The 476-nt window shown below is 57.4% G+C and carries 1 protein-coding gene; it reads right to left on the minus strand.

Annotation, left to right across the window (positions count from 1 at the left end; all coding sequences use genetic code 11):
- The coding region (locus E3E51_RS12925; RefSeq protein WP_167913519.1) for an FAD-dependent oxidoreductase at positions 1 to 463 on the minus strand (463 nt) is incomplete at its 3' end.
- Positions 464 to 476 lie beyond the last annotated feature (13 nt).

Consider the following 476-nt stretch of genomic DNA (forward strand, 5'->3'; position numbering starts at 1 on the left):
CTTTTATCCAGAAGAGGAGCTCCAGCGGTGAGAGTATGCCCTCCAGGTCGTCCCCAGGAATTCCAATCCTCCTCACGTTCCAGATTCCGGTGGCTATTAGAACCGCGTCGTAGTTCTCCCTGAGCTCACTCAGCCTAACGACCCTCTCGTAGAACTCGTCGCCCTCGTCCTCCCGCTCATCCTCCATGACCTTCGTCCTCGGGTAGTAGGTTACCTCAAACTCCTCCTCAAGTTCCTTCGCGCCGAGGCGAACCCTCTCGACTGGAATCCTGAACTCCGGGATGACGAAGAGCATCAAGCCGCCGGGCTCGGGCATTTTGTCGTAGATGTCAACGTCGTGTCCCCTGCAGACGAGGTAGCCGGCAGCCGTGAGTCCAGCAGGTCCGGCGCCGATTATTGCTACTCTTTTCCCCGTCGGATTGGGCTTCTCTCTGCAGAGAAAGGAGAACTTTATGCCCCTCATTTAACGGTCCCCC

This window comes from Thermococcus sp. 21S7 (assembly GCF_012027615.1).
Lineage (GTDB): Archaea > Methanobacteriota_B > Thermococci > Thermococcales > Thermococcaceae > Thermococcus.